The following is a 22,988-nucleotide window of genomic DNA, read 5'->3' as shown; positions in this document are numbered from 1 at the left end:
GGCCTTCAGGTTCCAGTCCGGTCACGTCGGTCGGCCAAGTCCATTGGCCCGTCGGTCCAGGAAGCGCCGCGTTCGGCGGCTCGTGGCAAAGGGGTAGACCGATCCTTCGATGTGGTCTAACTCAAAAACTGCATCGATTGATGCACGGATTGGATCGATGTTCGAGCTCAGCCAATTGCGCTGCTTCGTGGCGGTGGCGGAAGAACTTCATTTCGGGCGCGCCGCCACGCGCCTGAACATGACGCAACCCCCGCTCAGCCGGCAGATCCAGCTTCTCGAACATTCCCTGGACGCGCGGCTCCTGGAGCGCTCCAGCCGCGTCGTGCGGTTGACGCCGGCCGGGCGCGCCTTCCTGCCGGAGGCGCGGCGCATCCTGCGCCTGGCGGACAGTGCGGCGAGCTGGACGCGCCGGGTCTGGCGCGGCGAGGCCGGGACGCTGCGCCTCGGCTTCACCGCGGCCTCCGGCTACAGCCGCATGCCCGCCCTGCTCGATCTCCTGCGCCGGCGCATGGCCGGGATCGACGTCGTGCTGCGGGAGATGGTGACCCATGCCCAGCTCGAAGGGCTCGACAGCGGCATTCTCGATGTCGGGCTCCTGCGGGCCCTGCCGCCCGGCTCCAGGCATGCCAGCCTGCCGCTCGCGCCCGAGGCGCTGGTCGTGGCGCTCCACCGCGACGATCCGCTCTCCTTGCGGGACGACCTGCGGCTGGCCGATCTCGAGGGCTGCAACCTCATCGGCTATTCGCCCGACGCGTCGAAATATTTCTTCGAAGTGACGAGCGGGCTTCTGGATCGGGAGGGGCTGCGGCCGACCATCGTGCAGCAGGTCGGCCAGATCCACACCATGCTGGCGCTCGTGGCCGCCGGTTTCGGCGCCGCGCTCGTGCCGGAGAGCGCCACCTGCCTGCGCATGGAGGCAATCGCGTTTCGGCCGCTGGCGACCGAGCCCGCCAAGCCCGTCGAACTGATGATGGTCTGGCGTCCGGGCAACGAGAACCCCGCCCTTGCCGCCTTCATCGACACCTACAGGGCCGAGGCCGAAGGCGGGGAGGCCTCGGCCCGCACGCCGCGTCAGACCGGGCTCCTTCCGCCCGGGCCCGGCGAAGGAGGCTAGATCGGGAGGCCCGACAGGTCGWCCGCGAGGGGCCTGCAAGGCGCGGGGGGGGGGGCGATGGCCGCGGCCGCCGTCCTACGGATCGACCCCTTCCAGGGCGGGCGCCAGGAGAACGGGGCCGGCGGCCCTGTCGCCCAACGCGTCCCCCGGATTGCGCAGCGGACAGTCCGTCTGCGACAGGCATCCGCAGCCGATGCATCGATCGAGATGGTCGCGCAGGGCGGTGAGGCCGTCGATGCGCGCCTGGATGGCCCCGCGCCACTGCGCGGCCATCGCGCGGACCTCGGCGGCCGTCGGGGTCGTTCCGGGGGGAACGGAGCTGAGAAGCGCGGCGATCTCGCCGAGCGGGAACCCGAGCTTTTGGGCGACGCGGATGATGGCGATGCGCCTCAAAACGTCCCGCGAGAAGCGACGCTGGTTGCCCGTGCTCCGCATCGCGCGCACGAGGCCCTTGGCCTCGTAGAAATGCAGCGTCGAGACGGGAATCCCGCTGCGCCGCGCGACCTCGCCGACGGACAGAACGGGCGCGACCTGTGCCACGGCGATCGTCATCGAACCCCTCTTGACCTCAACCAAGGTTGAGGTTGTCTAAGCGGTGTCGGCCTGCCGATGCAAGCCCCCCGGTCTCGGCCGAGCCGGGGTTTCCCGAAGCCGACGTCTCGCCGCGACGAGCGCGTCTTCGAACGGACATGGCGCCCGACGCAGATGGAAACGACGAAGACGATCGCCCTTGTCAGTGGGGCCAACCGCGGGATCGGATATGCGATCGCGGAGGGCCTTGCCCGGCGGGGCATGACGGTGCTCCTGGGATGCCGGGACCTTGCGAAGGGCGAGGCCGCCGCCCGCGCCCTGCGCGACAAGGGCCTCGACCTGCGGCCGGTCCAGCTCGACACGACCGACGAGGCGAGCGTCGCCTCGCTCGCCGCGACGATCGGAAAGGACGACGGCCGCCTCGACGTCCTGATCAACAATGCCGGCATCGGTCTCGACTTCGTGGAGACCCTGTCCGTGACCGAGCGGCTGGTCCGCACGCTCGACGTGAACGTCGCGGGAACCGTCCGCCTGACCGAGGCCATGCGGCCTCTTCTTCAACGCTCCGCCCGGGGCCGCATCGTGAACATCTCCTCGGAACTGGCGTCCTTCGCCCTCCGGTCGGACCCGAACTGGCAGTTCGCGACATTCGAGCTGCCCACCTATGCGGCGTCCAAGGCGGCGGTGAACGCGCTGACGGTGAGCTATGCCCGCTCGCTCGCCCGGTTCGGCATCAAGGTCAATGCGGTCTGTCCCGGCTATACCGCGACCGAGTCGACGAACTTCGCCAGCACGCGCATGCCGGACGAGGCCGCGGTGATCGCCGTCGCGATGGCGACGCTCGGCGAGGACGGGCCCACCGGCTCCTTCGCGAACGATGCGGGCGAACTGCCGTGGTAGGGCGCCGCTCGACCGGGTCGGAGCGATCGCGCCGATCGTCTCCGTCCCGATCGCGGCCGGTGCCGGCGCCCGCCTGATGCGCCTGCTCGGCCACCGTGCCGAACGCGCCCGGTGGAAGCCGGTTCGGCGCGCCGGGCCGGGCCGCCCGCCATGCCCCGGCGTCGCCGGGCGAGGCACGAGACGGCGCCGGAGCGAACCGGCCGTGCGACGCCGTCCGCTCAGGTCCGGCGCCCATCGCGGGCCGCCGCGCCGCGCCTGCCGGGAATGGCCGCCGTCGCGAGGGCCGCGATGAGGCCGACCAGCGCGAAGGCGTAGAAGTTCCAGGCGGGGTCGACGCCGAGGGCGGCGACGTAGCCGCCCAGAAGCGGTCCGCAGAAGGCGCCGATACGGGCGAAGGACAGGGCCCAGCCCGTGCCGCCGGCCCGCACCCGCGGGCTGAGATACTGGGCGAGATAGCCCGTCAGGATCAACGAACTCGACACGCTGCCGAAACCGGCGACCGCGACGAAGGCGTAGTTCATCCAGATCGAGCCCTGGAGCGAGAGGGCGGCGATGCCGGCAGCGCCGACGAGATAGGTGAGGACCACCGTCCGGCGCACCCCGAAGCGATCGGCCAGGCGGCCGAGCAGGATGCCGCCGATGGCCGAGGTGAAGGAGAAGACGGCGAGGAACAGGAGACTGTCCCCCAGGTCGTAGCCGCTGCGCCGCATGATCTGCGGCAGCCACTGGCCGAGCCCGTAGACCAGGAGGAGACCCATGAAGAGCGCCGTCCAGAAGGCGATCGTGGCCCGGGCGTTCTGCGAGGCGAAGATTTCGCCGAGGATCGCGCGCCAGCCGATCGGCTCGCCGACCTTCGCGCGCGGCGCGGGCACCGGCAGGCCGAGCCGTGCGGCAAGACGGGACGCCTTGGCCGTCCGACCCTTCTCGACGAGGAACTCGAGGGATTCGGGAAGCAGCCAGAGCATGAGGGGCACGATCAGGATCGGCAGCGCCCCGACGAGGACGACGGGACGCCAGCCATGCTCGGGCAGCAGCCAGCGACCGACGACGGCGGCGGTGAGGATGCCCAGCGAATAGCCGGAATACATCAGCCCGTAGTTGAGGCTGCGCCGATGCGCAGGCGAGTATTCCACCGTCAGCGCGGCGGCGATCGGGATGATGCCGCCCAGACCCAGCCCCGCCACGAGTCGGAAGAGGCCGAACACGAAGGGACTGGGCGCCATGGCCGTGGCCGCCATGCACAGCGTGAAGAGGGAGAGGCAGGCGACGAAGAGCGGCTTGCGTCCGTAAAGGTCGCTCAACGTCCCCACGAGGAGGCCGCCGATCAGCATGCCGACGACGGTGTAGCTGCCGAGGGCGCCGAGCCCGATGGGGGTGAGGTTCCAGCCGGCCTCGGTCGCCAGCGCGGGCAGGACGGCGCCGAGGACGCCGACATCGTAGCCTTCCGTCAGGATGGCGAGCCAGCACAGAAGCAGCACGAGGCGCGTCGTGCGCCGCGCGCCCTCGGGCCAGGCGGCCGTCAGGGGGTCGGCGGCGGCGGGAAGCGGGATGGCCATGCGCGTGTCTCCGGGAGGAAAAAGAGGACGAGCGGGGAGGGGCGTCGTCGCCCGGTCCCGCGCTCCTGTTCAGAAGATGCCGGTCTCCTGCGCGACGCGGCGGTAGGCGGCGCCGGCGGTGAAGCCGCCGTCGATCACGATGTCCTCGCCGGTGATGAAGCCGGAGGCGTCGGAGGCGAGGAAGAGCACGAGGTCCGCGATCTCCTGCGGGGCGCCGGAGCGGCGCATCGGCGTCATCTCGATCATCGGCTGGAGATGCGGGCTGTCCTTGTTCAGCTCGGTGACGACGAGGCCGGGACAGACGGCGTTGACGCGGATGCCCGCTCGCGCGAACTCGAGGGCCGCCGATCGCGTCAATCCGCGCAAGCCCCATTTGGAGGCGGTGTAGGCGGGGTCGTAATGGCCGGAAAAGCCGCTGTTCGACGCTATGTTGACGATCGAGCCGCCGCCCTGCGCCATCAGCGGCACGACCGCCTGGATGCCGAGGAAGGCGCCCGTCAGGTTCACGTCGAGAACCCGCCGGAAGGCCGCGAGCCCGGTCGAGGAGACGGTGGTGCGGTTGATGATGCCGGCATTGTTGACGAGGATGTCCAGCCGGCCCTTCCAGGCGCGGCACGTCTCCACGGCTTGCGCCCAGTGCTCGGGATCGGTCACGTCGAGGGGCTGGAAGCGCACGTCGAGCCCTTCGGCCCGCAGCGTCGCCGCATGGGCCTCGCCGTCCTGGGCGAGCACGTCGCCGATGAGGACGCTCGCGCCTTCGCGGGCGAGGAGCGCGGCTTCCGCCGCGCCCTGGCCGCGCCCGCCACCGGTGACGATGGCGACACGCCCGCAAACGCGCCCGCTCACGCGGGCCTCCGATCGCGCGCGGCCACCGTGCGCTGGCGCTGCTCGCCGAGGCCCTGGATTGCGAGGCGCATCTCCTGGCCTTCGGAGAGGAAGACCGGAGGCTTGAGGCCCAGCCCGACGCCCGGCGGCGTGCCGGTGGCGATGATGTCGCCGGGCTCCAGCGTCATGAACTGCGACAGGTAGGAGACGAGACGGGCGACGCCGAAGATCATGGTCCGCGTGTTGCCGGTCTGGCGGCGCAGCCCGTCGACCTCCAGCCAGAGGTCGAGGTCCTGCGGGTCGGGCACCTCGTCCCGCGTCACCAGCCAGGGGCCGACGGGGCCGAACGTGTCGTGGCTCTTGCCCTTGGTCCACTGGCCGCCGCGCTCGGACTGGAAGGCGCGCTCGGACACGTCGTTGACGAGGCAGTAGCCGGCGACGTGATCCAGCGCGCCCTCCTCCGCGACGTATTTGGCCGGCGCGCCGATCACGACGCCGAGCTCGACCTCCCAGTCGGTCTTGGTGGAGCCGCGCGGGATCTCGACATCGTCGTAGGGGCCCGAGAGCGCGCTCGTCGCCTTCATGAAGACGATGGGCTCGGGCGGCGGCTCCTTGCCGGTCTCGCGCGCGTGGTCCGCGTAGTTGAGGCCGATGCAGATGAACTTGCCGGGACGGGCCACGCAGGGGCCGATCCGCGCGCCCGCGGGGGCGAGCGGCAGGCGGCCGGGATCGAGCGCGGCGAGCGCTGCGAGCGAGGCGGGCGACAGGGCCGCCCCGTCGATCTCGGGCAGGATCGGGAAGAGGTCGCGGATCGCGCCGTCCCGGTCGATGAGGCCGGGGCGCTCGGCGCCCGGCTCGCCGAAGCGAAGGAGTTTCATGGAAAAGGGCCTCCCCGTCAGCGCGCCGGGGCGACGTAGCCGACGAGGATCTCGTCCGGCACGTCGTCGAGGTTCACGACGACGTTGTCGGGCGTGCGACAGGTCATCCAGACCAGCTCTTCCGTCGTCGACATATTCACCTCGACATGCGGCATGAACGGGGGCACGAAGACGAAGTCGCCCTCCGCCATGTCGATGAACTCCTCGTACCGTTCCCCCCAGTAGATGCGGCCCTTTCCCTTCAGCACGTAGCCGCCGGTCTCGGCCTCGCCGTGGTGGTGGGGCAGCGAGCGGTAGCCCGGCTCGTTCGAGACCTTGCCGAACCAGATCCTGGTGGCGGGCGTGTGCTGCGGGCTGACGCCGGAAATGCGCCTCGCGCCGCCGGACTGGCCGGTGCCGGCATGTTCCTGGTCCTTGCGGGTGACGATGGGCTTGAGCGATGCCGTCATGGGGATCCTCCGGGGCGCGGCGCTCGGGCCGCTTCGAGTGGAAAGGCTTTGCGATATTAGTTTAGATGTCAAGTAATTGGCGGCGGGCCGGCTTGGCAGGGCCCGTGGCGACTGGCATAGCGAAGGCGAAGGCAGGGAGAGCGCTGGGCGAAATGAGTGACGCGCCAAAGGTCTGGATCGATGCGGAGACCAAGATCGCCGATGCCGTGGGCGACGAGCACGACCAGCTCCGCCTCTGGCTTCGGCTCTACAGCGTGTCGCGCCTGATCGAGAACGAGGTGCGCCGCCGGCTCCTCTCCGAGTTCGACACGACCTTTCCCCGCTTCGACATCCTCTCCCAGATCGAGCGCGCACCCGACGGGCTGAACCTCGGAGAGCTCTCCCAGCGTCTCATGGTCTCTCCGGGCAACATCACCGCCGTCATCAAGCGGCTCGTCGACGACGGTTTGATCCGGCGCGAGCAGAACCCCGAGGATCGACGCGAGAGCTTCATCCACATGACCCCGTTCGGCCGTGCCGCCTTCGCCAAGATGGCGCGGTCGCACGAGGGATGGATCCGCTCGCTGACGGCGGGGCTCGACCCCGCCGAGACGCGCCAGATGCTCGGGCTCCTGCGCAAGATGAAGGGCGCGACCCGGCAGGCGCTGACCGACGGGGTCAGCTCGGACCGGGAATGACGGCGCTCGCCACGATCTCGATCTTCGCCCGGTCCTCCATGAGAGCCACCACCTGCACCGCCGCCATCGGCGGGAAATGGCGGCCGATGATGGCGCGATAGGCCGCTCCGATCCGCTTCATGCCCGATCGGTAGGCCTCGCGGTCGGTGAAGTACCAGGTCATCTGGACGATGTGTTCGGGCTTCGCGCCGCCCTCCTGGAGGACGCGCACGATGTTCTTCAGCGCCAGCTCGACCTGATCGACGAAATCGTCGGAGGGGAAGCTGCAGGTCTCGTCCCAGCCGATCTGGCCGCCGACCTGCAGAAACGTGCCGCGGGCCTTGATGCCGTTGGCGTAGCCGATGGGCTTGGCCCAGCCTTCGGGCTGGAGGATCTCGTGACTCATGCGGCGGGCTCCAGATAGCGGGTCAGGCCGGCGCGCACGTCGTCCGGCCAGGGTGTGGACCTGTGGTTCTCCAGCGAGGTCGCGACGATGCGCTGCCGGACGGTCCAGATCGTCCGCCCGCGCACGCTCACCACCGTTTCGAGGTCGAGCGAGGCGCGTCCGATCGCGCGCACGTGGACGGCGAAGTCGAGAACGTCGCCATAGGTCGAGGGCGCGACGAAGCTCACCTCCAGCGTCACCGTCGGCAGGCCGATGCGGCGCTCGAACATCAGCGTCTTCCAAGGGACGCCGAAGCTCGCGAACATCGCCTCGTTCACATCCACCAGCATGCCGAAATAGGCCGGGTGGTAGGCGATTCCCGTGAGGTCGCAGTCGCCGAAGCGGAGCGGCTTGGATTGGGTGAAGGGCATTGGACGGGGTCCTTTCAGCCGGCCATGACCTCGCCGCCGGAGACGGCGACGGCCTGGCCCGTGATGGCGGAGGCGCAGGGGAGGGCGAGCCAGAGCACGGCGTGCGCCACCTCGGCGGGCGAGACGAGCCGTCCTTGCGGGTTGGCCGCGGTGAATGTCTTCAGGGCCTCCTCGCGGCTGCGCCCGGTCTTCTCGACGATGCGCTGCACGGATTGGGCGACGATCGGCGTGTCGGTGAAGCCGGGGCACACCGCGTTGACGGTGATCCCGGTCCTGGCCAGTTCCAGCGCCAGCGCCCGCGTCAGGCCGACGACGCCGTGCTTGGCGGCGCAGTAGGCGGAGACATAGGCATAGCCCGTCAGCCCCGCCGTCGAGGCGACGTTGACGATTCGCCCGCCGGCCCCCAGCGATCGAAGATCGGGCAGCACCGCCTGCGTCACGTTGAAGACGCCGGTGAGATCCACCGACAGGACCCTGGCCCAGAGATCGGCGCCCGTCTTCTCGAAGGGCGCGCTCGGCGCCTCGCCCGCATTGTTGACGAGGATCGAGACGGGGCCGAAGGCCTCCCGCGCCGTCTGAAGCCCGGCGGCGATGGCCGCCGTGTCCGTCACGTCGAAGCCGGAGGCGACGAAGGCGTCGCCGCCCAGCCGTTCGGCCAGCGCCCGCAACGGCGCCTCGCGCCGCCCGGCCAGCGTGACGCGGGCGCCGGCCCGGCGCAGCCGCTCGGCGATCGCCGTGCCGATCCCCGAGCCCGCGCCCGTGACGAGCGCGTGCCGTCCGGCGAGCGGAGCTTCGGCGCTCACTGCGCCGCCGCCCGTTCGAGATTGGTCTCGAACTGCCGCTTGGCCGAGTGGTACTGCCTCGGCCAGGGCACGGAGCGGATGCCGATCCTGGCGGCCTCGCGCAGCGTCCAGGCGGGGTCGGCGAGATGCGGGCGGGCGATGGCGCAAAGGTCGGCGCGGCCTGCCGAGATGATGGAATTGGCGTGGTCGGCCTCCGAGATCGCGCCGACGGCGATCGTGGGGATGCCCACCTCGTTGCGGATCTTGTCGGAGAAGGGCGTCTGGAAGAGGCGGCCATAGACCGGCTTCTCCTCCTTCCAGACCTGACCGGAGGAGCAGTCGATCATGTCGGCGCCGGCGTCCTTGAACATCCGCGCGAAGATCGCCGCGTCCTCCGGCGTGTTGCCGCCCTCGAACCAGTCATGGGTGGAGAGGCGCACGGAGATCGGCCGGTCCTGCGGCCAGGCCGCGCGCACGGCGCGCAGGATCTCCAGCGGATAGCGCGCCCGGTTCTCGTGGCTGCCGCCATAGGCGTCCTCGCGCCGGTTGGTGAGGGGCGAGAGGAAGGAGGAGAGGAGATAGCCGTGAGCGCAGTGCAGCTCCAGCCAGTCCACTCCGGCCTCGGCCGCGCGGCGCGTTGCGGCGACGAAGTCGGCCAGCACCCGGTCCATGTCGGCCCGGTCCATGGGTCTCGGCACGGCCGAATGCGCGAGATAGGGAAGGGGTGAGGCCGAGACGAGCGGCCACGCGTCCTCGCCGAGAGGCTCGTCGATTCCCTCCCAGGCACGCTTCGTCGCGCCCTTGCGGCCGGCATGGCCGAGCTGGATGCCGAGCCTTGCGTCGCTATTGGCGTGCACGAAGTCGGCCAGGCGCTTCCAGCCCTTCGCCTGGTCCTCGTTCCACAGGCCGAGACAGCCCGGCGTGATGCGGGCGTCCGGCGACACGCAGGTCATCTCGGCGAAGACGAGCGCCGCGCCGCCCATGGCGCGGGCGCCCAGATGCACGAGATGGAAGTCGTCGATCAGTCCGTCCCTGGCCGAATACATGGCCATGGGCGACATCACGATGCGGTTCTTCAACGTCACGCCCCGGAGCGTGAAGGGGGTCAGCATGGGCGGCAGCGGCCGCTCGCCGTCCTTGGCCGGCACGCCCGCCCGGGCCGCGAACCAGCGCTCGAAGCCCTCAAGCCATTCGGGGTCGCGCAGGCGCAGATTCTCGTGGCTGATGCGCTGCGAGCGCGTCAGCATGGAATACATGAACTGATCGGGCGCGAGCTGGTCGGCATAGCGCTCGCCCACGACCTCGAACCATTCCATGGCGTTGCGCGCCGCGTTCTGGATGCGCGCGACATCGACGCGCCGGATCGCCTCGTAATCCCGAAGGACGGCCGCGATGGCATCGCGCTCATGGCCGTGGGCGTTGAACTGGCGCGTCAGCTCGATCGCGTCCTCGAGCGCCAGCTTGGTGCCCGACCCGATGGCGAAATGCGCGGTATGGGCGGCGTCGCCCATGAGGACGACGTGGCTGCGGCCGTTGAAATGGCTCCACTTGCCGCAGATGAGGCGCGAGAAGTTGAGCCAGGCCGAGCCGCGCATGTGCCGCGCGTTGGTCATCAGGGGCGCGCCCTGGAGCGTGTCGGCGAAGAGGTTCTCGCAGAAGGCGATCGACTCGTCCTGGCTCATCGCCTCGAGCCCGTGCGCGGCGAAGGCCTCCTCCGTCGTCTCGACGATGAAGGTCGAGGTCTTGTCGTCGAACCTGTAGACATGGGCCTGGAACCAGCCGTGTTCCGTGCGGCGGAAGTCGAAGGTGAAGGCGTCGAAGAGCTTGTCGGTGCCGAGCCAGACGAAGCGGTTCGGCCGCTTCACGAGGTCGGGCTCGAAGATGTCGGCGTATCTGTTGCGCACCTTCGAGTTGAAGCCGTCGGAGGCGATGACGAGATCGGCGTCGGGGAAGTCCTCGTCGCCGTTCACCTCGGTCTCGAAACGCAGGTCCACGCCCAGCGCCTCGCAGCGCTCCTGCAGGATGTTGAGGAGCTTCTTGCGCCCGATGCCCACGAAACCGTGGCCGGTGGTGCGCAGCCGCTCGCCCTTGAAGATCAGCTCGATATCGTCCCAGTGGTTGAACGCGTCCTCGATCCGGGCGGCGCTTTCCGGATCCCACTCGCGCATGGCGACCATGGTCGCGTCGGAGAAGACGACCCCCCAGCCGAACGTATCGTAGGGCCGGTTGCGCTCGACCACGGTGACCGAGTGCTCCGGATGGTTCTTCTTCATCAGGAGCGCGAAATACAGACCGGCGGGACCGCCGCCGATACAGACGATGCGCATGGTTGGGCCTCCTGGACGGGGGATCGATGCGGGAAGAAGATTTAGACCTAAAATAATTTGCCGAGCGGGCGCGGTCAAGGCGTCTTTCGAAATATCTGCATCTGCATCGGAATTGTGCAGGCGCTTGCCGAGGCGAAGAGCAGGCGGAGTCCTGTCCCCCGGCCAATTACCGCACGAGCCGCCTATCGAAGAGGAAGGTCGACGATTTCTCGCGAAGGCGATGCTTGCATTTTCACTTATCGCTGGTCATCCTCCGATCGCGCGACACGCTGCCGCGGTGCCGCGATCCCCCCAGTCCCTTCCCTGAGGTCGCCCATGTCCGCCGCCGAAAGCCTGTCGAGTGTCGCCGCCGCCCTTGCGTCCGGCGCGATCGAGGTGATCGATCTGACCGCGCCGCTCGGTCCCGATACGCCGGTGCTCCATCTCCCGCCCGAGTTCGGCCGGAACACGCCGGCCTTCAGAATGAACGAGATCTCCGCCTACGACGCCAACGGTCCCTGGTGGGCCTGGGGCTGGATGGAGCTCGGCGAGCATACGGGCACCCATTTCGACGCGCCCGCCCACTGGATCTCCGGTCGCGACCGGCCCGACAACACGACCGACAGGCTGCCGGCCAGGGACTTCGTCGCCCCCGTCTGCGTGATCGACTGCTCCGCCGAGGTCGCGGCCGACCCCGACTTCGTGCTGACGGCGCAGGGCGTGAGGGCGTGGGAGGCGGAGCATGGCGAGATCCCCGCCGGGGCCTGGGTCTTCATGCGGTCCGACTGGTACCCGCGCAACGCGTCCGCCGAGACCTTCCTGAACGGCGGCCACACGCCGGGCCCGAGCGTCGACTGCATCCGCTATCTCGTGGAGAAGAACGTGATCGGCTGGGGCAACGAATGCGTCGGCACCGATGCCGGCATGGCCCATTCCTTCGACCCGCCCTTCCCGGCCCATCATCTTCTACTGGAACAGGGCCGCTACGGGCTCGCCAGCCTCGTCAATCTCGACAGGCTGCCGCCGACCGGCGCGCTTGTCGTCGCCGCGCCCCTGAAGATCGTGAACGGCACGGGCAGCCCGCTGCGCGTCATCGCCCTTGCGCCCAGGACCTGACGGAAGGGCGGGCGCGATGGAACGGCAGGTGGACTACGTCATCGTCGGCAGCGGCATCAACGGGCTGGTGGCCGCCAGCCTCCTGGCCCGGCGCGGGCGCAAGGTCGTGCTTCTGGAGCGCAACGAGCGTATCGGCGGCTGTCTGCGCACGGAGGCGATCACGGAAGCGGGCTTCGTCCACGACGTGATGGCGACGACCTTCGTCCTGTTCACGACCTCCCCGGCCTATGCCGTCCTGAAGGAGGATCTGGCGGCCCGCGGGCTGGAATTCGCCGACGCCTCCCATCCGACCGGCGTCCTCCTGCCGGACGGGCGCCACGCGATCCTGTCGCGCGAACGCGCCGCCAATGTCGCCGCGCTCGACGCCCTTTCCGACGGCGACGGAGCGGCTTTCCAGGCCGACATGGAGCGTTTCGCGGGCGATGCCGGCTTCATCTTCTCGCTTCTGGGCAGCGCGCTCTGGTCGCGCGCCACGCTGAAGACCGTGGGGCGCGAGCTGCTGCGCCGCGGCCCGCGAGGCCTGGCCGCCTTCTTCGGCGAGGCCATGGTGGACGCGCGCGCCCATCTCGAGACGACCTATGGGTCCGAGACGGCCCGCGCCCTCTTCGCCCCCTGGGTCCTGCATTGCGGGCTCGGGCCGGAATCGACCTTTTCCGGCGAGATGGTGCGCGTCATCGGCTTCGCGCTGGAGGCGGCGGGCGCCCCGGTGGTGAAGGGCGGGGCGGAGACACTCCTCACCGCCTTCCGCCGCCTGATCGAGGACCATGGCGGGGAGATCCGCACAGGGGCCGACGTCGAGGAGGTCCTGCGCAACGCCAGGGGCGAGGCCGAGGGCGTGCGTCTTGTGGGCGGAGCCGTCCTTCGCGCCGGCTCCGGCGTCATCGTTTCGGCCGCGCCGGGCCAGCTCTACGGCCGGCTTCTGCCCGGCGAAGGCCTGCCGGCGGAGATGAGGGAGAGCGCGCGGCGCTACCGCCACGGCAAGGGCAACATGCAGATCCACTATGCCCTGTCGCGTCCGCCGCGCTGGTCGGCGCCCGAACTCGGCAAGGTCGCGCTCCTGCATCTGACGCCGGGGCTCGACGGCGTGTCGCGCGCGGTGAACGAGGCCGAGCGCGGGCTTCTGCCGGCCGAGCCCACGATCTGCGTCGGCCAGCCGGCGATGCTCGACCCTTCCCGCGCGCCGGCGGGCGCCTCCGTCCTCTGGCTCCAGCTTCCCGAGGCGCCGCGCCACATCAAGGGGGATGCCGCGGGCGTCATTCCCGCCCCCGCCGGCGGTGCCTGGACGCCCGCGCTGCGCGAGGCCTATGCCGACCGCATCGAGGCCGTGCTCGCCGCCCATATCGACGGGTTCCGCGGGACGTTGCTCAGGCGCGTCGCCTACTCGCCGGCCGATCTGGAGCGCCTCAACGTCAATCTCGTCGGCGGCGATCCCTATGGCGGCGCCTGCGGCGTCGACCAATTTTTCCTCTGGCGGCCCTTCAAGGGCTCCGTTAATCATCGGACCCATGTCCCGAAGCTCTACCATATCGGAGCTTCCACCCATCCCGGGCCGGGGCTCGGCGCGGGATCGGGCTTCGCGCTCGCGCAAACCCTAAGGTAGGTCATGGTCGGCAGGTATCGTCGCGGTGTTCTGGGCAGCGCGAACGAGCGGAAGGGCGCGATCCCCTCCATGGGCGAACTGGGGCTCAACCACTTCGCTCCCTACCTGCTCAACCGCGTGGCGGCGCGCTGGAACGCCGATATGTCGGACGAGCTGAAAGCCTTCGACATGACCACCGCCAAGATGCGGATCCTCGCCATCCTCAGCGTCTCCAACGGCCTGGCGATCAACGAGCTCAGCGTCTACGCCGTCACCGAGCAGTCCACGATGAGCCGGACCCTCGACGCGATGGAGGAGCAGGGGCTCGTCCTGCGCACCCCCCGCGCCGACGACGCGCGCGTGCGCGAGACCTCGATCACCGAAAAGGGCGCGGCCGCCTTCGCCGCCGTCTGGCCGACCATGTACGAGCGCTTCTCGCAGATGTTCGAGGGCGTTTCCGAAGAGGAATACCAGACCTTCGTCGCCCTCCTGCACCGCATCCTCGGCAATATCCGCCGCAACGACCTGTAGGCCGGCCTGCGAGGCGGGCACTCGCCGCGGCGGGCGCGACCGCGCCGGCGCATCCGCCAGATTTCATGCAAATGCCTATTATTGATGCGCTCTGATCCCGTATATTGGACGAGAAAACGGCGAAATCTGTTTGACACCTTTCTAAAAAGCATGATTATGCATGGATATTGAAGCTGCTCGGTCGGCTTCCCTTCTCCTCCTCAACATAAGGGCGGTCCATGGCGGAACGGTCTTTCGTTCGCGAAGTCGAAGAGCTGAAGCTCGGCGAGGGCGACGTGTTTCGCGGCGAGGGCATCCTCGCCATCACCAAGGCGCTGCTTCAGTCCGGCGTCTCCTATGTCGGCGGCTATCAGGGATCGCCGATCTCGCATCTGATGGACGTTCTGGCCGACGCGCGCGGCGTGATGGACGAACTCGGCGTCCACTTCGAATCCTCGGCCTCGGAAGCGGCGGCGGCCGCCATGCTCTCGGCCTCGGTCATGTATCCCGTGCGCGGCGCGGTGACCTGGAAGTCGACGGCGGGCACCAATGTCGCCTCCGACGCGCTCTCCAACCTCTCCTCGGGCGGGGTGACGGGCGGCGCGCTCGTCATCGTCGGCGAGGATTACGGCGAGGGCTCCTCCATCATGCAGGAGCGCACCCACGCCTTCGCCATGAAGTCGCAGATGTGGCTTCTGACACCGCGCCCCAACCTTGCGTCGATCGTGGAAGCGGTGGAAACGGGCTTCGAGCTCTCGGAGGCCTCGAACACGCCGGTCCTGCTCCAGGTCGGCATCCGCTCCTGCCATGTCCATGGCGAGTTCGTCGCCAAGGACAACAAGCGTCCCGCCTTCACGCTGCGGGAGGCGGTCGAGAACCCGAAGCGCGACCTGAGCCGGATCGTGCTGCCGCCCGCCGCCTATCTCCACGAGACCGAGAAGCTAGAGAAGCGCTGGCCCGCCGCGGTCGACTTCGTCGCCCGCCGCAAGCTGAACGAGCATTTCGGCCCCCGGACGGGCCGCGTCGGCCTGATCCTGCAGGGCGGCCTCTACAACAGCACGATGCGCGCGCTCCAGCATCTGGGCCTTGCGGACGTCTACGGCGCCAGCGCGGTGCCGCTCTATGTCCTCAACGTCTCCTATCCGCTGATCGACGCGGAACTCGTCGCGTTCTGCGCAGAGAAGGACGCCGTCCTCATGATCGAGGAAGGCCAGCCCGAATATATCGAGCAGGCGGTCAGCCTCGTCCTGCGCCGCCACGACCTGCAGACCAGGCTCGCCGGCAAGGACGTCCTGCCGCGCGGCGGCGAATACACCGCGCAGGTTCTCGCAAAGGGCCTGGCCGCCTTCCTCGAGACCCATGCGGCCGAGCTTCTCGGCAACCGTCCGCCGGTGCCGAGCGCCGACGCCGTGCTGGCCGATCCGAAGGTGACGGCGCTGAACGGGGTGGTGCCGGCGCGGCCCGCCGGCTTCTGCATCGGCTGTCCCGAGCGGCCGATCTTCGCGGCGATGAAGCTCGTGGAGAAGGAGCTCGGGCCCCATCACGTCTCGGCCGATATCGGCTGCCATCTCTTCTCCATCCTGCCGCCCTTCAACATCGGCGGCACGACGATGGGCTACGGGCTCGGGCCGGCCTCGGCCTCGGCCTTCAACGTGGACGCGAAGAAGCGCCCCATCTCGGTGATGGGCGACGGCGGGTTCTGGCACAACGGCCTCAGCACCAGCGTCGGCAACGCCGTCTTCAACAAGCAGGACGGCGTGATCATGGTGGTGGACAACCACTATGCCGCCGCGACCGGCGGGCAGGACATCCCGTCCTCGCGCGCAGAGAACCCCGACCGCTCCACCAACAATTCCATCGTGACGGCGGTGAAGGGCGTGGGCGCCAGATGGGTGCGCCATGTCGACCGGACCTACGACGTGGCCCGGATGCGCGACACGCTGAAGGAGGCGCTGACGAGCCCGGAAAAGGGGCCGAAGGTCATCGTCGCCTCGTCCGAATGCATGCTCAACAAGCAGCGCCGGGTGAAGCCGATCTTCGCCAAGGCCGTGCGGAACGGCGAGCGGGTGGTGAAGGAACGGTTCGGCGTGGACGAGGACGTCTGCACCGGAGACCACGCCTGCATCCGCCTGTCGGGCTGCCCCTCGCTGTCGGTCAAGCACACGGCCGACCCGCTGAAGGACGACCCGGTCGCCGCGATCGACAACGGCTGCGTCGGCTGCGGCAATTGCGGCGAAGTGTCGGAGGCGGCGATCCTCTGCCCCTCCTTCTACAAGGCCGAGATCGTGTTCAACCCGACGAAGACCGACCGCGTCCTGGCGCGCCTGCGCGCCCGCGTCATCGGCTTCCTGCAGCGCCGGCGCGACGTGCGCCGCGTCGCCTTCGCCTGAGGAACGAGCGCCATGACCGTCCATCAGAGCTTTGCACAGGGCACGACCCCAGCGCGCCTCTCGACCGACAAGCCGCTCTCGCTCGCCATCCTCGCCATGGGCGGGCAGGGCGGCGGCGTCCTGGCCGACTGGATCGTGGCGACCGCGGAAGGCGCGGGCTGGGTCGCGCAGTCGACCTCCGTTCCCGGCGTCGCCCAGCGCACGGGCGCGACGATCTACTATCTCGAAATGCTGCCCGGGCGGGATGGGCAGGCCCCGATCCTGTCCCTGATGCCGACGCCCGGCGATGTCGACGTGGTGCTGGCCGCCGAGTTCATGGAAGCGGGCCGCTCCATGCTGCGCGGGCTGGTCACGCCCGACCGCACCACCCTGATCACCTCGTCGCACCGCTCCTATGCGGTCGGCGAGAAGGAGGTGCCGGGCGATGGCGTCGGCGATCCCGAGAGCGTCGTGACGGCGGCCGGCGTCGCGGCCAAGCGCATCGTCGCCTTCGACATGCAGACGCTGGCCGAGAAGAACGGCAGCGTCATTTCCGCCACCATGTTCGGAGCGCTCGCCGGCTCCGGCCTGCTGCCCTTCCCGCGCGAGGCCTTCGAGGCGGCGATCCGCGCCGGCGGAAAGGGCGTCGAGCCGAGCCTGAGGGCCTTTTCGGCCGGCTTCGACCGTGTCGTCGGCGGCGCGCGCGAGATCGTGCCGAAGGCGCCGGGCAAGGATCTGCCCGAGCCCCCGGCCCGCGTGGGCGTGCCCGCGCTCGACGCGCTGCTCGCCCGGATCGCCGCGCTTCCCCGAACGGCGCGCGCCATGGCGTTTGCCGGCGTGAAGCGCCTCGTGGACTATCAGGACACGGCCTATGCGGGCGAGTATCTGACGGTTCTCGAGGCGCTCCACGCGCTGGATCGCCGCCATGGCGGGGCGGGGAAGGAGTGGAGCTTCACGCAGGGCGCCGCCAAGTATCTCGCCGTCGCCATGGCCTATGACGACGTGCTGCGGGTCGCCGACCTCAAGACCCGGAGCGCCCGCACCCCCCGCATCCGCCGCGAGGTGGGGGCGAAGGACGATCAGATCCTCGGCCTCACCGAATACATGCATCCGCGCATGGAGGAGGTGGCGGGGACGCTGCCGGCCCGCATCGGGCACGCGATCGAGGACCGGCCGAAGCTCTTTTCCGCGCTCGACAGGCTGGTCAATCGCGGCCGCCGCGTGCGCACCGACCGCATCCACTGGTTTCTGGCGCTCTATCTCGTCGCCGGTCTCAAGCGCTTCCGCCGAGGCTCGCTGCGCCACGAGCGCGAGGCCGAGCACTGGAAGCGCTGGCTGGACGGAGCGTGCGCGGTCCTGCCGGAGAACTACGACCTGGCCGTCGCCATCCTCTCGGCCCGCCGCCTCGTGAAGGGCTATTCCGACACGCATGCGCGCGGCCATTCCAAGTTCGACCGCGTCCTGTCCGCCGTGCCGCTGCTGCGCGGGCAGGCCGATGGCGGCGCGTGGCTCCATCGCCTGATCAAGGCCGCCCTTCTCGACGAGGAGGGCAAGGCGCTCGACGGCGCGCTTCTGACCGTCGCCTCGGCCTACGAGCCGAGCTGACGGCGCGGCATGCCGGGTCGCCTGACGGGTCCGTCTGGCGCGGGTGTAGGATGAAAGCGTCGAGTGAAGCGACGGGAGTCGGATGGATGCCGGATGCGTCGCAGCCGCTGGATCGCTTCCGCCGGTTCCTCACGACGGATATCGACGAGGCGCGAAACGAGGTCTCGCGCGTCTTCTGCGACCATCGGCTGATATCGAGGGCCGGCGACGGCCCCCTTCGCGCCTGGCAGAACGCGGTGCGCATGGGGCCCGTGACCCTCGCGGCGATGGGCTACGGCGCCGATGTCGAGATCGATCCCGGCACGCTGAACGACTTCTACCTCGTCATGCTGCCCTATGCGGGGCGTGCCAGCGTGCGCCACGGGCGGGAGCAGGCGGTGGCCTGCCCCATGCAGGCGACCATCCTCACCCCCGATGCGGACACGCGGATGCGCTGGTCGGCGGACTGCGCGAAGCTGACGGTGCGCATCGAGCGGGAGGCGCTGGAACGGCAAGTGCCCCTCATGCTGGGCGGGGCCCCGTCGACCCGCATCGACTTCCAGCTGGCCATGCCTCTGACGCAGGGCGGCGCGCATTGGTGGCGCATGGTCAAGCTGGCGATGGAGGGACTGGAAAGTCTTGGCGAGCCCCGGAGCCCGCTCGCCGCGAGCCTGCACGCCTCCTTGCTGATGACCTGCCTGATCGAGCACCAGCCGAACGCCCACAGCGCGCGGCTGGCGCGGACCGCAAGTCCCGCCGCGCCGCGCCATGTTCGTCTGGTCGAAGACTATATCGAGGCGAATGCCGAGTAGTGCTCGAACGTCGCCTGCAGGAAGGCGCCGTCGACCGGCCGGTCGCCATGCTCGACGATCGCGTCGCGATAGAGGGCGGCGCAATGGCTGGCATTGTTGGCGCCCTGTCCGGTGATGGGATCGTTGAGGCAGACGCTGTCGCCCATGCCGAGGGCGAGCGCCCCGGAGGGCAGCGTCAGGATGGGCTTGCGCACGGTCGGCGGGAAGCGGCCGGACAGGACGCCGAGATCGTCGGTCAGCACCACGTCCTTCGCCCGTTCGTATTCGGCCGGAACGTATTGCCGGAGGATGCGCAGGCTCTCGGCCAGGTGCTCCTGGGGCGTGCGGACATCCCCCCAGCGATCCATCGGCCCGCCGGGAAGGCCCTCGAAGACCATGATCTCGCAGGGGCCGCTCAAGGTCAGGGCGGGGAAGACAAAATATTCGCCGATGCCGGGAACGAGGTTGAAGTTGACCGCCGAGTGCGGGGCGCGCGGCTTCATGCCGTGCACGTAGGTCAGCGCCAGCGCGCGCTGCGGCTTGTCGAAGGGCGAGCGCTCGCCATCGCGCTGGAAGAGCTTGCCGATCTCTCCCTTGCCCGAGGCGACGATCACGAGATCGCATTCGCGATGCAGCGCTTCCAGATCGTCGAGGCCCGCGTCGAGGATGCGCAACTCCCCACCGGCGCGCTCGAACTCGTCCATCCAGCGCGGCATCTTCACCCGCTGGTCCACCGAGCGGGCCGGCTTGTCGAGGCGCGAGGACCAGCGCAGGGCCGTCGTGCCGTCCTGAACGAGCGCGAACTGGATGCCCTCGACCGGCGGCGCATCCTGCCAGAAGTCGATGCCGAGCGCGCGCTCGTTGGCGAGCGCCCGATCGAACATGCACTGGCTGGACGTCACGCGACCCCGGGCGATCTGGTCGGCGGTCTGGTTGGAGACGAGGACCACCTCGTAACCGTCCTGCAGCAGGCCGAGTCCGAGCTGCAGACCCGCCTGCCCCGCGCCCACGATGCCGATCTTCCTCATGCGACGGTTCCTTCTCCCTGCCGAAGACGAGGGGATCGTCGCAAATCCATCACGCAGCGCTATGCGCGGACCGCAGCCTTTATCCGCCGAGCGCCGAAGAGTTGAGGTCCGAGGAATCCGGGTTCGCAAGGAAGGGACCGAGGCCCCGGCCGGAAACAGGTCGCACGCCGCGGTCGTGACCTGCCGCCTGTCGCTCGACGACGCCCGCCGCAGTCATCGCGAAACAGGGCGCCACGACCAGGAACGCCAGGCCCCGCAGCGTCAGGGCGAAAGGCGAGCGGTCACCGCCTCGAGCGAGGCGGCGAGGTCGCGCTCGATCGCCGCCAGGGGAACCGGCATCGCCTGTCGCAGGGGGCGCGCGTCGGGGCCGCGATGGATGCGGGAGGGCAGTTCGATGCTGACCGGCAGGTCGGGATAGTCCCGAAGCGCAGCTAGGATGCGGTCGCAGCCGATCGTGCCTCGTCCGATGGCCGTGAAGAACCAGCCGGCCTCCTCGCGGATCAGATCCTTGATATGGGCATGCGCCGACGCCGGCAGGGCCTCGATGGCGTCGCCCGCGAAGTCCGCCAGCATCGGCCGGTGCGAGGCCGTGTTGGCGGCGTCGTAGTTGAGCTTCAGATAGGGCGAGGCGAAGCGGCGGACGAGGTCGAGGCCGTCGGCGGCCACGTTGAAGAGATTGTCGCTGCCATCGCCCGGATTCTCGAGCGCGATGACGACGTCGAACCCCTCGGCCCGTCGCAGGAGGATGTCCATGTTGCGCCGGAACGCGCCCTCGCGCGCTCGCGCGGCGGCATTCGTGCAGATGATGCGCGCGCCGATATCGGCGGCGAAGGCGAGCCGGCCCGTGAAGACCTCGACGGCGTCCGGCAGGCCGAGATCGATGTGGCTGGAGACCGCGTGGCAGCCGAGCCCGGCCTCCCGAAGCGCCCTCCGATAGGCGGCGACGCGGCTCGGCAGGAAGGCGGTCTCGTCGAACGGCTCCGTATAGCCGACGATGAAGGCGGGCTCGACATGGCTGGCGCCGATGCGGGCGAGGCTCTCCAGCGCCACCGGCAGGGGATGCCCGTCATAGGGCGCCGCCGAGACGGACACGATGCGCCCGCTCAACGCGACGGCCCCGAGCGGACGGTTCCCGTGCATCGGCCTTCAGCCGGGTCAGACCTCGTCCGGCGCCTCGTCCGCATGTCCCATGTCCTCCTCGACCCCGCCGCACGGTCCGTCCTGCGCCGCGCGCGCGCAAGCGCAAAGAATTCGGCGGTGGATGAAAGGGATTCATGTGGGGCAGGCGCGAAGCGGGCGAACTCGCTTGGCCGGGCCGTGCAGAGGCGTCAGCGTGGCTTCGGCGCCGCGACGCGGGTGGGGGCGTCGTCGTCCGGTGGCAGGGGCTGGCCGAGTTCGCCGGCGAGCCATTCGGCGAAGCGTCGCGCCAGCCGCCGCTGCGAGCCCGAGCGCGGATAGGCGAGGACGTGCCCGATGTAGCGGATGTCCTGCGCCCGCCCCGCCAGCGGAGCGACGAGGCGGCCGCTTTCGAGCTCGCGCTGGGCCAGGCGCGTCGATTCCAGGGCGACGCCGAGACCGTCGGCCGCCGCCGCGATGGCGAGGAAGGAGCGGTCGAAGCTCATGCTGTGAACCGGCGTCGCGGAGAGGCCGTTGGCGGCGTACCAGTCCGGCCAGCGCACCTGCTTGGTGTCGCTGCGGATGAGCACATGCGCCTGGAGGTCGGCCGGCTCGCGGATGGTCGCGGCCATGGCCGGCGTGCACAGCGGCGTGACGACCTCGTATCCGAGCGGCACGGTCACGAGGTCGTCGCCGCGCGGCGTGCCGTAGACGATGTCGGCGTCGAACTCGCCGTCGGTGAACCGGACATATTCGGTGCTCGCCGCGAGCCGGACCTCGATGCCGGGATTGGCGGCGAGGAATTCCGGCAGGCGCGGCGACAGGATCTGCGCGGCGAAACTCGGCGCGCTGTGGAGGCGCAGCAGTCGCGCGCGGTGCGAGGACACGAGTTCGATGCCCCGGCGCAACTCGTCGAAGGCGGAACTGGCCCGGCGCATGAGCGTCTCGCCGTCGCCCGTCAGGTGCACCACGCGCCCGGAGCGGTCGAAAAGGCTCGTTCCCAGCGCCCGTTCGAGCTTGAGGATGGCATGGCTGACGGCGCTCGCCGACAGGCCGAGCTCGGCGGCGGCGGCGCGGAAGGAGCCGAGGCGGCCGGCGGCCTCGAAGGCACGGATGGAGGTGAGCGAGATGCCGTTGAGCATGATGACAGATGAAGCAGATTCAACTTGGCATGTAAACTTCGCGTTTGCGGTCTCATCCGGCTTGGTGAAGATGAACAGCGGAGGAACCGGCTCGGGAGCGCCGGCACCGAACACACCGAAGCGAGAAGACGGATCGGCCGCAGGGCGCGACGACGCGCGGCCGTTCGTCTGGGAGGACGATCAAGATGTTGCTGACCGGCAAGACAGCCGTCATCTCGGGCGCGGCGAGCCAGCGTGGCATCGGACGCGCCACCGCCGAGCTCTTCGCCGAGCACGGCGCGCGCGTCGCCATTCTCGATCTCGACGAGGCCGGCGCCAAGGAGGCGGCCGCCTCGCTGCGGGGCGAGGGCCATATGGGCCTTGCCTGCGACGTGACGTCGAAGGCCTCCTGCGAGGCCGCGGCGAAGGCCGTATCGCAAGCCTTCGGCGGCGCCGACATCCTCATCAACAATGCCGGCATCACACAGCCGGTGAAGACGCTCGACATTTCCGAGGCGGACTGGCACCGGATCGTCGACGTCAACATGACGGGCATCCTCTTCCTCAGCCAGGTCTTCATTCCGGGGATGAAGGCGAAGGGCGGCGGATCCATCGCCTGCATGTCGTCGGTCTCCGCGCAGCGCGGCGGCGGTATCTTCGGCGGACCGCATTATTCGGCCGCGAAGGCCGGCGTCCTCGGTCTCGCCAAGGCGATGGCGCGCGAGTTCGGTCCCGACGGGATCCGCGTCAACTCGGTGACCCCCGGCCTCATCCAGACCGACATCACCGGCGGCAAGCTGACCCCGGAAATGCGCACCGACATTCTCAAGGGCATTCCGCTCGCCCGTCTCGGCGACGCGGTCGACGTCGCGCGGATCTATCTCTTCCTCGCCTCCGACCTCTCCTCCTACGTCACGGGCGCCACGATCGACGTCAATGGCGGCATGTTGATCCACTGAGG

22 protein-coding genes are annotated in these 22,988 nt (G+C 69.6%); 10 read left to right on the top strand and 12 right to left on the bottom strand.

Annotated features, from left to right (window positions below):
* Positions 1-157 precede the first annotated feature (157 nt).
* Positions 158-1,114, top strand: a complete 957-nt coding sequence (locus tag ASG48_RS11805; RefSeq protein ID WP_082529432.1) for a LysR family transcriptional regulator — start codon at positions 158-160, stop codon at positions 1,112-1,114.
* 75 nt (positions 1,115-1,189) lie between these two features.
* On the opposite strand, the gene soxR is transcribed toward ASG48_RS11805, so the two are convergent.
* Positions 1,190-1,666, bottom strand: a complete 477-nt coding sequence (gene soxR, locus ASG48_RS11800) for a redox-sensitive transcriptional activator SoxR (RefSeq protein ID WP_055849905.1) — start codon at positions 1,664-1,666, stop codon at positions 1,190-1,192.
* 153 nt (positions 1,667-1,819) lie between these two features.
* On the opposite strand from soxR, the gene ASG48_RS11795 reads away from it, so the two are divergent.
* Entirely contained in the window at positions 1,820-2,545 is a 726-nt protein-coding gene (locus ASG48_RS11795; RefSeq protein WP_055849902.1) for an SDR family oxidoreductase, read from the top strand.
* A 218-nt stretch (positions 2,546-2,763) separates the two neighbouring features.
* On the opposite strand, the gene ASG48_RS11790 is transcribed toward ASG48_RS11795, so the two are convergent.
* From ASG48_RS11790 to ASG48_RS11775, 4 genes are all read right to left on the bottom strand, one after another.
* Entirely contained in the window at positions 2,764-4,101 is a 1,338-nt protein-coding gene (locus ASG48_RS11790; protein WP_082529431.1) for an MFS transporter, read from the bottom strand.
* 69 nt (positions 4,102-4,170) lie between these two features.
* Positions 4,171-4,947, bottom strand: coding sequence for a glucose 1-dehydrogenase (locus ASG48_RS11785; RefSeq protein ID WP_055849900.1), 777 nt, complete (start codon positions 4,945-4,947; stop codon positions 4,171-4,173).
* Positions 4,944-5,804, bottom strand: a complete 861-nt coding sequence (locus ASG48_RS11780) for a fumarylacetoacetate hydrolase family protein (RefSeq protein WP_055849899.1) — start codon at positions 5,802-5,804, stop codon at positions 4,944-4,946. The genes ASG48_RS11785 and ASG48_RS11780 overlap by 4 nt, the downstream gene beginning before the upstream one ends.
* 17 nt (positions 5,805-5,821) lie before the next feature.
* Positions 5,822-6,253 carry a cupin domain-containing protein gene (locus ASG48_RS11775; RefSeq protein ID WP_055849896.1) on the bottom strand — a complete coding sequence of 144 codons (432 nt, stop codon included), beginning with the start codon at positions 6,251-6,253 and terminating at the stop codon, positions 5,822-5,824.
* Positions 6,254-6,405: 152 nt separating this feature from the next.
* Between ASG48_RS11775 and ASG48_RS11770 the strand changes: the two genes are divergently transcribed.
* Positions 6,406-6,930 (top strand): MarR family transcriptional regulator, encoded by a 525-nt coding sequence (locus ASG48_RS11770; RefSeq protein WP_055849894.1) that lies wholly within the window; start codon positions 6,406-6,408, stop codon positions 6,928-6,930.
* On the opposite strand, the gene ASG48_RS11765 is transcribed toward ASG48_RS11770, so the two are convergent.
* From ASG48_RS11765 to ASG48_RS11750, 4 genes are read right to left on the bottom strand one after another with little or no spacing between them, the layout of a single operon-like run.
* Positions 6,911-7,315 (bottom strand): RidA family protein, encoded by a 405-nt coding sequence (locus tag ASG48_RS11765; protein ID WP_055849892.1) that lies wholly within the window; start codon positions 7,313-7,315, stop codon positions 6,911-6,913. The two genes, ASG48_RS11770 and ASG48_RS11765, sit on opposite strands and share 20 nt — an antisense overlap.
* On the bottom strand, positions 7,312-7,725 hold the full coding sequence (locus tag ASG48_RS11760) for a thioesterase family protein (protein ID WP_055849890.1): 414 nt from the start codon (positions 7,723-7,725) through the stop codon (positions 7,312-7,314). The genes ASG48_RS11765 and ASG48_RS11760 overlap by 4 nt, the downstream gene beginning before the upstream one ends.
* A 14-nt stretch (positions 7,726-7,739) precedes the next feature.
* Positions 7,740-8,528, bottom strand: a complete 789-nt coding sequence (locus ASG48_RS11755) for an SDR family NAD(P)-dependent oxidoreductase (protein WP_055849888.1) — start codon at positions 8,526-8,528, stop codon at positions 7,740-7,742.
* Positions 8,525-10,834 carry a bifunctional salicylyl-CoA 5-hydroxylase/oxidoreductase gene (locus ASG48_RS11750; protein WP_055849887.1) on the bottom strand — a complete coding sequence of 770 codons (2,310 nt, stop codon included), beginning with the start codon at positions 10,832-10,834 and terminating at the stop codon, positions 8,525-8,527. The genes ASG48_RS11755 and ASG48_RS11750 overlap by 4 nt, the downstream gene beginning before the upstream one ends.
* Before the next feature lie 315 nt (positions 10,835-11,149).
* Between ASG48_RS11750 and ASG48_RS11745 the strand changes: the two genes are divergently transcribed.
* The 6 genes from ASG48_RS11745 to ASG48_RS11720 all read left to right on the top strand — a co-directional run bounded on the left by ASG48_RS11745 (position 11,150) and on the right by ASG48_RS11720 (position 18,783).
* Positions 11,150-11,929, top strand: coding sequence for a cyclase family protein (locus ASG48_RS11745; protein ID WP_055849885.1), 780 nt, complete (start codon positions 11,150-11,152; stop codon positions 11,927-11,929).
* Between the two features lie 16 nt (positions 11,930-11,945).
* Entirely contained in the window at positions 11,946-13,529 is a 1,584-nt protein-coding gene (locus tag ASG48_RS11740; protein ID WP_055849883.1) for an NAD(P)/FAD-dependent oxidoreductase, read from the top strand.
* A gap of 3 nt (positions 13,530-13,532) precedes the next feature.
* On the top strand, positions 13,533-14,039 hold the full coding sequence (locus ASG48_RS11735) for a MarR family transcriptional regulator (protein WP_055849880.1): 507 nt from the start codon (positions 13,533-13,535) through the stop codon (positions 14,037-14,039).
* A gap of 218 nt (positions 14,040-14,257) precedes the next feature.
* Positions 14,258-16,408, top strand: coding sequence for an indolepyruvate ferredoxin oxidoreductase subunit alpha (locus ASG48_RS11730; RefSeq protein WP_055849879.1), 2,151 nt, complete (start codon positions 14,258-14,260; stop codon positions 16,406-16,408).
* 12 nt (positions 16,409-16,420) lie between these two features.
* Positions 16,421-17,992, top strand: a complete 1,572-nt coding sequence (locus ASG48_RS11725; RefSeq protein ID WP_055849877.1) for an indolepyruvate oxidoreductase subunit beta family protein — start codon at positions 16,421-16,423, stop codon at positions 17,990-17,992.
* A gap of 86 nt (positions 17,993-18,078) precedes the next feature.
* On the top strand, positions 18,079-18,783 hold the full coding sequence (locus ASG48_RS11720) for an AraC family transcriptional regulator (RefSeq protein ID WP_162243927.1): 705 nt from the start codon (positions 18,079-18,081) through the stop codon (positions 18,781-18,783).
* On the opposite strand, the gene ASG48_RS11715 is transcribed toward ASG48_RS11720, so the two are convergent.
* The 3 genes from ASG48_RS11715 to ASG48_RS11705 all read right to left on the bottom strand — a co-directional run bounded on the left by ASG48_RS11715 (position 18,759) and on the right by ASG48_RS11705 (position 22,048).
* Complete coding sequence (locus ASG48_RS11715) at positions 18,759-19,790, bottom strand: styrene monooxygenase/indole monooxygenase family protein (RefSeq protein ID WP_244486890.1); 1,032 nt, start codon at positions 19,788-19,790, stop codon at positions 18,759-18,761. The genes ASG48_RS11720 and ASG48_RS11715 overlap by 25 nt on opposite strands.
* 261 nt (positions 19,791-20,051) lie before the next feature.
* The gene (locus ASG48_RS11710) at positions 20,052-20,897 is read right to left on the bottom strand and encodes a TIM barrel protein (protein ID WP_156381577.1); all 846 of its coding nucleotides are present in this window, start codon (positions 20,895-20,897) and stop codon (positions 20,052-20,054) included.
* 221 nt (positions 20,898-21,118) lie between these two features.
* Positions 21,119-22,048 carry a LysR substrate-binding domain-containing protein gene (locus ASG48_RS11705; protein WP_055849872.1) on the bottom strand — a complete coding sequence of 310 codons (930 nt, stop codon included), beginning with the start codon at positions 22,046-22,048 and terminating at the stop codon, positions 21,119-21,121.
* Positions 22,049-22,233: 185 nt separating this feature from the next.
* On the opposite strand from ASG48_RS11705, the gene ASG48_RS11700 reads away from it, so the two are divergent.
* On the top strand, positions 22,234-22,986 hold the full coding sequence (locus tag ASG48_RS11700) for an SDR family NAD(P)-dependent oxidoreductase (protein ID WP_055849870.1): 753 nt from the start codon (positions 22,234-22,236) through the stop codon (positions 22,984-22,986).
* Positions 22,987-22,988: the final 2 nt, after the last annotated feature.

This window comes from Aurantimonas sp. Leaf443 (genome assembly GCF_001425575.1).
Taxonomy (GTDB): domain Bacteria; phylum Pseudomonadota; class Alphaproteobacteria; order Rhizobiales; family Rhizobiaceae; genus Leaf443.
This window is presented reverse-complemented; position numbering and strand designations above follow the sequence as displayed.